This window comes from Vibrio sp. Vb1574 (assembly GCF_033338675.1).
On sequence record NZ_JAWOTC010000208.1, the window covers coordinates 1 to 1,400 of the forward strand.

The following is a 1,400-nucleotide window of genomic DNA, read 5'->3' on the forward strand; positions in this document are numbered from 1 at the left end:
TGCTCTTCCATGTCCGGCTTGGTAAGTGAATCAAAAGCTCGCCCCACAGATTTCTTGATTTTGTTAATCGAGTCAGGATGAGTTAAATAGATTTCAATTAGACCATGCCCTGCAATGTCTGCTGTGCTTGGCGCTATAGCGGTATTCGGTACAGGGACAGAGCCAATTCCCGTTAGTTGCAGGCCATTAATAACAAGGTCAGAGGTTGATAAAATATAGTCACTATCAGGGGTTAATGTTGGCGAGGCCGGCGCAATATGAACCACGTGAATATTATCAGCGTCGTATCCTAATTGAGAAACAACATACTTGTAAGATTGGTTCACCCATAAGTTTCCTTGCGAGTGAGCAATATAAATTAGCTTTTTGCCTTTCCATGTATTGGAATCATTGATGAGTTTATGCTGCATCTGAGTTTTTTCAGTATCAGGTGAATCAATCGAAGTACTCAAGAGCTGCAAAAACTCACGAATCATCGTATTCATACCTTGGCTGACAAGGTCGGAAACAAACCCTTTAAACCATGAAAAAGTCGCACTAATTTTTTGGATGATGGAACTGTCCTGACGTCCGCTAACGATTTCCCAAAACGCTTCCCATCGGTCAAATTGCTTTTGCCCCAACTCTTGTGTTCTTTGATCAAAAGTTTCAGCAAAATCAGCTAAGACATTCAAACCGTTACTTTCAACGTAAGAGTCATTGTAGAACAGTTGATATTCAACTGGCTCACCGTTGAATTGCTTGATACCAAGGGTTGATTCTATTTTCTTCCTTCCCTCGACCGCAGCGTCTTTCGACGTAGCAACGCCATTAAAAAAACTTATTGTGTAGCCTTCAATATCACAGGAGTTAGCACTGACATGCGCAGGGAATATCGTAAGAAACAAAAGTGCACTCGTTAGCTTATTCACAATACTGCTCCTCAGCTGGGAGCGATGTGCTTACTGAACCATCTTGCAAATGATTATAAGCCAAATAAGCAATGGTTCTGGCTTTAGTGTTATAGGTAAGTGCTCTTATCGTTTTTGACGTATCGATTGAATCATCTACTGGGATACCGACAAAATCCTTGCAAGCAATGACTTTTTCATACTCGAAACCAATTTTCATTGCTTTATAGATATTAGCTTCGGTCTTTTCACTCCAGTCGTAATATAGATTTTTTTGAGAGTAACGAGCGTTTTGCTTCAATGCATCGCGCACTGGCTCTGACACTTCTAACGCATTGATGAATGCCTCGATATCGTCGCGTATTCCGTCTTTATTTTCATCACGACCTGTAAGGGAATCACTTCTGTCTAATGTGTAATCAAATTTTCGATATAGCAGAGCAAATTGGTCATCAATTGTAGGTTGAGCCTTTAGCTCTTTAGCAATCTCCGGCGTTTTTTTAAAACTTT

At 40.6% G+C, this 1,400-nt stretch carries 1 protein-coding gene and 1 pseudogene; both read right to left on the reverse strand.

What is annotated here, in order from left to right; genetic code table 11:
- Positions 1-911 (reverse strand): annotated as a pseudogene (locus R7O12_RS24860) (hypothetical protein); the annotation flags it as partial.
- The coding region (locus R7O12_RS24865; RefSeq protein WP_318126721.1) for a chromosome partitioning protein ParA at positions 904-1,400 on the reverse strand (497 nt) is incomplete at its 5' end. The gene R7O12_RS24865 and the pseudogene R7O12_RS24860, both read right to left, overlap by 8 nt.